General features: G+C 66.9%; 4 protein-coding genes. 1 reads left to right on the top strand and 3 read right to left on the bottom strand.

Annotated elements, in window-relative coordinates; all coding sequences use genetic code 11:
- Positions 1-98: 98 nt before the first annotated feature.
- Genes N7573_RS22030 through N7573_RS22040 form a run of 3 tightly spaced genes read right to left on the bottom strand, consistent with a single transcriptional unit; the run spans position 99 to position 5,490 of the window.
- Positions 99-1,814: an alpha-amylase family glycosyl hydrolase gene (locus N7573_RS22030; RefSeq protein ID WP_279913720.1), complete on the bottom strand. Its 1,716-nt coding sequence runs from the start codon at positions 1,812-1,814 to the stop codon at positions 99-101.
- Complete coding sequence (locus N7573_RS22035) at positions 1,814-3,301, bottom strand: MFS transporter (protein ID WP_279913722.1); 1,488 nt, start codon at positions 3,299-3,301, stop codon at positions 1,814-1,816. Before N7573_RS22035 ends, N7573_RS22030 begins: the two co-directional genes overlap by 1 nt.
- Complete coding sequence (locus N7573_RS22040; RefSeq protein WP_279913723.1) at positions 3,298-5,490, bottom strand: Six-hairpin glycosidase-like protein; 2,193 nt, start codon at positions 5,488-5,490, stop codon at positions 3,298-3,300. Before N7573_RS22040 ends, N7573_RS22035 begins: the two co-directional genes overlap by 4 nt.
- A 237-nt stretch (positions 5,491-5,727) precedes the next feature.
- Between N7573_RS22040 and N7573_RS22045 the strand changes: the two genes are divergently transcribed.
- On the top strand, positions 5,728-7,749 hold a 2,022-nt coding region (locus tag N7573_RS22045), incomplete at its 3' end, for a glycoside hydrolase family 97 protein (RefSeq protein WP_279943289.1).

Genomic DNA, 7,749 nt, shown 5'->3' on the forward strand with positions numbered 1-7,749 from the left:
TTGCTCGACTGCTCGAAGAGCGTGCCAACCAAGGTTGGCACCCACCAGAGCGGTAGGCAGGTGCCATGGATTCATGGGTTGCCGGCCAGCGGCCGGCACTACCGCCCCAGCCGCTGATCCCGCGCCTTCTGGTCGGCCATCGCCTTGTCCAGCTCGGCCTGCAATGCCGGCTGCTGCACGGCGGCGTCCAGCACGTAGACCTTCACGCCGTGCGCGGGCACGTCGGCCTTCAGGGATGCATCCACCTGCAACGAACCGCCGTCCAGTGCATCGCGCCAGCGGCCCGCCTGCACGTAACGCGACACGGTGAGGGTCCTGGTCCGGTCGCCCTTGTTCAGCAGCACCAGCGCGGTCTGCGCCACGTCGCCATACTGCAGCACGCGGAAGAACACCGCTTCATCACCCTGCAGGCGCTCGTTCACCTGCAGGCCACGCTGCAGCGCGGGCGTGGCTTCGCGCAATCGCGCGATACGCTGCAGCGGCGCGAAGATCGGACTCTCTGGTGCGGCGTCCACACGCGGCTGGCCGAAGTAGGCACGATTGCCGGCATGCTCGGCGCGGCCGCGCATGAAGCCGGTTTCCGAGCCGTAATAGACCACCGGAATGCCGCGTGCGGTGAACAACCAGTTGTGCGCATCGATGAAGCCGCTGTCGCTGGCCTGCAGGCGCGGCATGTCGTGGTTGTCGTAGAAGCTCATCAGCTCGTACGGATTGGCGTACGGGCCGCCGGTCAGGTGCAGTGGCTCGGCCAGGGTTTCAAAGCCCTTGCCGGCGATGCCGAAGGTCTGTTCCAACGCGCCGCGCAACGGGAAATCCAGCACGCTCACGTTGGCATTGGACGGCCAGGTGTGCTCGGCGATGCTCGCCGCGTTGTAGTCGAACGCTTCGCCGAACATGAACATGCCCGGATGTTCAGCGCGGATGCGTTTGACGAAGGCATGCCACCACGGATGCGGTAGCCAGCCGATGGTATCGATGCGCAGCGCATCCACCCCTTGTGCAGTCCACTGCAGGTAGGCGCCCACCAGATAATCCATCACCGCCGGATTGTCCTGGTTGAAGTCGGACAGTTCAGCCAGGTTGCCATCGAAGATCGAGCCGTCCTTGCTGTCGACCGGACCGATGTTGTTGTAGAACGCGTGCAGCGGGTTGTGCTTCGGATCCAGCTTCTGCGGTGGCAGGTTCTGGTGGTCGGCGATCAGCGTTCCGTCCTTGTCGAAGATCTGGCCGAACTGCGGCTGCCGCGTCGGCATGGTCCAGGCCGGCGAGCCGTGGTTGCCGACGATGTCCAGCACCACCTTCAGGCCTGCGCCATGCAGGCCCTTGGTCAACCCCGCGAAGTCCAGGTCCTTGCTGGGCAGGTGCTCATCGAGCTTGTAGAAGTTGATGCCCCAGTAGCCGTGGTAGCCGGTCTTGCCGCGATCGGTCAGCGTGCTGGTACAGCTGATCGCCTTGCTGCCGGTGAACGCCTCGTCCGGGTTGTCGATGATTGGCGTGATCCATACCGCGCCGAAGCCGAGGTTGCGGATGTACTGCGCATTGTCGAGCACGCCGCGGAAGTCGCCACCGAGGTAGCCGATGTTGCCGTCCACCTTGTCCGGGCACGGCACCGGGATATCGAAGGTGCGATGCGTTCCGCCCTGGTCGCGATGATCGTTGGACGGGTCGCCGTTGACGAAGCGGTCGGTGACCACGAAGTACACCGCATCGCTGGCGAACGGCTCGGTGGTGCCCACATAGTCCGGGCGTGGCGCGGCCGTCGCATGGCCGGCCAGCAGTACCAGGGAAACAGCAACAGACAGCGCACCACGCATCACACCACCTCCGGACGGGACGGAACCCGCAGCACGCACAGGCCGGCAACGAACAGGCTGCAGCCGCCCAGCACCAGCACATGCATCGGCTGGCCACCCAGCCAGGCGCGCAGGGCAAAGCCGAGCGCGCTGGCCGCAACCAGCTGCGGGATCACGATGAAGAAATTGAAGATGCCCATGTACACGCCCATCTTCGATGCCGGCACGCTGTCGGACAACAGCGCATAGGGCAGCGAAAGAATGGACGCCCAGGCGAAGCCGACGCCGACCATCGACAGCAGCAGCCAGTGTGGGTCGCGGATGAACATCAGCGAGACCAGGCCGGCGCCACCCAGCCACAGGTTGAGCAGGTGGCTCCAGCGCGGGCCGATCGCACGCACCATCGGCGGAATCAGTACTGCCGCCAACGCGGCGAAGCCGTTGTAGGCACCGAACAGCACCCCCACCCAGTTGGCTCCCTCGTTGTAGGCCGCCGACTGCGGATCCGTCGAGCCGAAGTGGATACCCGCCACCGCGGCGGTGGTGTAGATCCACATCGCAAACAGCGCGAACCACGAGAAGAACTGCACCCACGCCAAACGACGCATGGTCACCGGCATCGCGCGCAGATCGCCGACGATGGCGGCCAGCATATGCGTGGCCGGCAACGCACGCGCGGCCGCCAGTAGCAGGCTGTAGCCGGCGCACAGTCCTGCCAGCACATACAGCATCCTGTCGCCCTGCCGCCAGGCGATCAGCAGCGCCAGCACCACGCCGAGCCCCAGCCACAGCGCCACCTGTGCCCACGGCGCGGGGCCACTGATCGCAGCCCCTGCGTGATGCGCCGGCGGCTCAGCATCATCGAAGCCAGCCAGCTCCGTCGGTGAGTACTCGCGGGTGCTGACCACCGTCCAGGTGATCGCCGCCAGCAGCACCACCGCGCCGAAGTAGAACGCATAGCGCACGGTATCGGGCACTTCGCCGGCAGCTGCGGTATTGGCAACACCGAAGTGGGCCAGGATGAACGGCAGGAAGCTGGCGACGATGGCGCCCACACCGATGAAGAAGCTCTGCATCGCGTAGCCGGCCGGCCGCTGGCGTGGTGCCAGCTGATCACCGACGAAGGCGCGGAACGGTTCCATCGACACGTTGATCGAGGCGTCCAGCACCCACAAGGTACCGGCGGCGATCCACAGCGTCGGCGAATTCGGCATCACCAGCAGCGCCAGCGTGGTCAGCACCGCACCGATCATGAAGAACGGGCGGCGACGGCCCCAGCGCGTCCAGGTGCGATCGGACAGGTAACCGATCACCGGCTGCACCAGCAGGCCAGTCAGTGGCGCCGCGATCCACAGCCCGGGCACCGCGTCCATGTCCGCGCCCAGTGTCTCGAAGATGCGGCTGGCGTTGGCGTTCTGCAGGGCGAATCCGAACTGAATGCCGAGGAAGCCGAAACACATGTTCCAGATCTGCCAGAACGACAGCTGCGGTTTGGCGGGACGACTCATCGTGCGCCCTCTTCCATCGCCACCGGCGCCACCTTCAGCGCCTGCACCTGGGCCTGGTTGAGCACGCCATCACGCCCGCCCTTGCCGCCCGTGTAGTGCGCGAAGTGCTGCAGCGCGCTCATGTTGAAGCCCTCTTCAAGCGCGACCGTGCACTGCCCCTTTGGCACCGTGAATGTCGCCGAGGTCGAGTCCTGCATCGCCACGCTGTGTGGCAGAGTGACCGTATGCCGCTGCAATGGCTGGCCCGGGCACTGCAGCACCAGCTGCTTCACCGCGGCGGTAACGCCGGTGTTGATCGGCCCGTTCGCGTTGCTGTACTGCAGGCGCAGGCGCACCTGCCCGGCCTTGACCGAGGTGAACTGCCAGCGTTCCTCGCCCTTCAGCACCTGCTGCGGACCGACGCAGAGCGTCGGGCTGTGCAGTGATTCCAATGCACCCTCGCGCCGGGTCAGGCTGAGGCAGTGCTGCAGGCCATCGTCGCTGATGTGCACCGGGCCATTGCTGGCGACGAGGGCCCTGCCGTCCTTCCACAGAACCTGCTCGGCTTGCACCGGAACGTTCCAACCCGTGCCCATGCGCAGGGCCTGCGGTGCCGCCGGTGTTGCGGGCGCACGCGCGTTGGCATCCGCAGTCGTGGCAGCGAAACCGGTTGCTGCCGGGGCAGCGACCAGCTGCACCGTGGTAGTCGTGCCACGTGTGATGGTGCTGCCGGCCACCAGCAGGCCATCGCCCACGTTCTGCGGGCGCTCCAGCACATAGCGCCTGCCGTTGGCTTCCAGCGTGATGCGGGGATGCGTGCCGAACAGCTCCGGCACCAGCACGGTCGGCAGCTTGGGCTGCACGCGGCCATCGTCCTGCACACCGAACACACCTTCAAGCACCATCGACAGGTAGCCGGCCACCGACCACAACTGGCGTTCGGAGTTGACCACCGGGCCGCTCAGCGCACCTTCCTCGACATGCACGGCCTGGCTGACCACTTCGTAGTTTTCCATGTTGGAACCGGCCAGCGCCGCGCCCTGCATCAGCGAACGGATCTCGGCGGCGATGCGCGGCGCATCGTCCAGCTGCCGCGCGGCACGCAGCGAGTAGGCACTGACAAACGGCCAGATCGCACGGTTGTGGTAGATCGGCTGCTGCGATTCCTGCGGCCAGATCACCGGGCTGCCGGCCGGCCCCATCGGGTAGGCAGCCAGTGCACGGCGCGCGCGCTCGGGCGGCAGCACCTCGGCGAGGATGCCCAGCGACAAGCCAAGCAGATCGACCTTGGCGTAGGGCACCGGGTGCGCGGCTTCGCCGATGTAGCTCATGTACTGGCCGATATCCTCGCGCCAGAAGCGTGCATCGATCTGCTGTGCCAGCGCATCGGCCCACACCTTGTACTCGGCCGCGCGGGCGTCGCCGTGCTGGCCGGCCAGCCGCTCGGCCAGGCGCAGTGCCTGGTAGTGCAGCACGTTGGTGGACAGTGCGTAGGAATCACCAATGAAGCGCACGTCCTCGCGGGTCCAGTCCGGATAGGTCTGCTCGCGCCAGTCCAGGAACGAGGTCTCGCCACGGTACAGGCCCATCTGCGCGTCGAACACCATCGCGCGGTCCTGCGCCAGCGTGCCCTGCAGCGCCTGCCAGACCTGGTCGGCAAACGCGCGATCGTCCAGCAGGTGGCGTGCCGCCAGGAACCACACCACCCGGTCGCTGCTGATCGGCCAGCTGCCGCCGGAACCGGTGTCCTGCGCGACGAACAGGCCGGGCGTATGGCCATCGCGCGCTGCCGAGAGCTTGAACTGCAGCAACTGCCGGGTGCGCTGCGGGTCCAGCCGCGCCAGCGCCAGGTCGGCGGCGAAGCTGACATCGCGGGTCCACACGTAGGGCCAGCGCGCGCCGGTCTGGAAGCACTCGCATGGCACCGGCCGGCCTTCGTCGAACGCGGGATCGCGGATCGCATCCACGCGGTCCTGGTCCATCTCCTGCTGGGCCAGCGCGAACAGTGCATCGAACATCACGCTGCCGGTCTGGCTGCGCATCGGCATGGGCGCGATGCGCACCTCAGCCTTCGGCGCATGCAGCACGTAGCTGCCCTTGGCAGCGGCTTCGGCACGCGCATGGCGGCCGTCGAATTGCAGGTCGGCCGCCTGCGCGGTCGATCCCAGCGCTGCCCCAAGGGCAGCGGTCAGGCAAATGATCTTCAGCATCGAAGCGGCGGACCGGCTTGCGCCCGTCGGCCTCCCTCCCTCTCTGCACGCGTTGTAGGTCCGCACCGTCGTTGTCGGCGGGCGGGCGCGGCCCCTCCCTCAAGGTGCCTTGGCCCCATGGTAGACGCGGGGCTGTCGGCTGCGTCCAGCTGCATACGTATTCATGGCGTTGCGCGGTAGCGGGCCTGCCGCGCTGGCTTATGGTCCGGGTCTGCCAACGGCGCCTTGGGAGGGGAAATGCCGATGTCACCCACTGCTGTACGCGCGGTGTTCGCGCACCTGCTCGGTCTGGCTCTGCTGGGATTGGCCACGCTGGCGCAGGCCGCGCCGCAGGTGGCCAGCGTCGAATCACCGGGAAAGGTGCTCAAGGTCAGCCTGGTGCTGGACGTTGGCACCGCGCGCTATCGCGTAGAGCGTTTCGGCGAGACCGTGGTGGAAGATTCGAAGCTGGGCTTTGCCTTGCGCGATGGCCGCCTGGACCGGGATTTCGCCCTGCTCGGCCAACAGCAACGCAGCGTCGATGACAACTGGGAACAGCCCTGGGGCGAACGCCGGCTCACCCGCAACCACTTCAACGAACTGACCGTGCAGCTGGCCGAGACCACCGGCAGCAAGCGCCGGCTGGATGTGGTGTTCCGCGTCTACGACGATGGCCTCGGCTTCCGCTACGTATTCCCCGAGCAGCCGAACCTGCGCGAAGCCATCATCGATGACGAGCTGACCGAGTTCGCCATCGCTCAGGATTCCACCGCGTGGTGGATCCCTGCCGGCGAACCGATCCACTACGAGTACCTGTACCAGCGCACGCCGCTGCGCGAGGTTCCGCTGGTGCATACGCCGATGACCCTGCGCAGCCGCGATGGGCTGCACGTGGCGATCCACGAGGCGGCGCTGGTGGACTATGCCGGCATGTGGCTGCGGCGAACCGAGGGCCAACGCCTGCGCGCGCAGCTGTCACCCTCGGCAGAAGGCTGGAAGGTGCGCCGCGCCCTGCCCTTCGCCACGCCGTGGCGCACGCTGCAGATTGCCGACCGTGCCGGTGGCCTGGTCGAATCGGACCTGATCCTCAACCTCAACGAACCCAATGCGCTGGGTGATGTGAGCTGGGTGAAGCCGGCCAAGTACCTGGGCGTGTGGTGGTCGATGCACCTGGACAACGAGAGCTGGGCGAACGGGCCGAAGCACGCGGCCACCACTGCGAAGACGAAGAAGGTGATCGACTTCGCCGCCGCACACGGCTTCCGTGGCGTGCTGGTGGAAGGCTGGAACCCGGGCTGGGACGGCAACTGGGTCGGCAACGGCTACGACTTCGATTTCACCCGTGCCACGCCCGATTTCGACATTGAAGCGCTGTCGGCGTATGGCCTGAAGAAGGGCGTGCACCTGATCGGCCACCATGAAACCGGCTGCGCCATCGAGCACTACGAGGAGCAGCTGGACGCTGCGCTGGACCTGTACGCGCGGCTGGGCGTGGACCAGTTCAAGACCGGCTACGTCTGCGACGATGGCCAGGTCGACCGCCGCAATCCCACGGGGGGCCCACTGTGGCGCGAGTGGCACGACGGTCAGTTCATGGCCCGCCACCATCTGACGGTGGTGCAGGAGGCTGCGCGCCGCCATCTGTCGGTGAACCCGCATGAGCCGATCAAGGACACCGGCCTGCGCCGCACCTATCCCAACTGGATCTCGCGCGAAGGCGCACGTGGCATGGAGTACAACGCCTGGGGCCAGCCGCCGAACCCGCCGGAACATGAGGTCAACCTGGTGTTCACCCGCATGCTGGCCGGGCCGATGGATTACACCCCCGGCATCCTCAGCCTGAAGGGCCGCCACGGCCAGGCCATTCCCAGCACGCTGGCACGCCAGCTGGCGCTGTATGTGGTGCTGTACAGCCCGATCCAGATGGCCGCCGACCTGCCCGAGCACTACCTGCAGCATCGCGAGGCATTCCGTTTCATCGAAGACGTGGCGGTGGACTGGGAGCAGAGCCGCGTGCTCGATGGCGAAGTGGGCGACTACGTGACGATCGTGCGCCGCGACCGCAACAGCCGCGACTGGTTCCTCGGCAGCATCACCGACGAGCACGGCCGTGTGCTGCCGGTGTCGCTGGGCTTCCTGGAACCGGGCGTGCGCTACCGCGCCGAGATCTACCGCGATGGCGAGGGCGCGGATTTCCGCAGCAATCCCTTCGCATTCGCGCGCGAAACCCGAGAGGTGACCAGCGCCGACGTGCTGACGCTGGTGCTGGCATCGGGGGGT

Source organism: Stenotrophomonas sp. GD04054 (assembly GCF_029836955.1).
Classification (GTDB): Bacteria; Pseudomonadota; Gammaproteobacteria; order Xanthomonadales; family Xanthomonadaceae; genus Stenotrophomonas; species Stenotrophomonas maltophilia_A.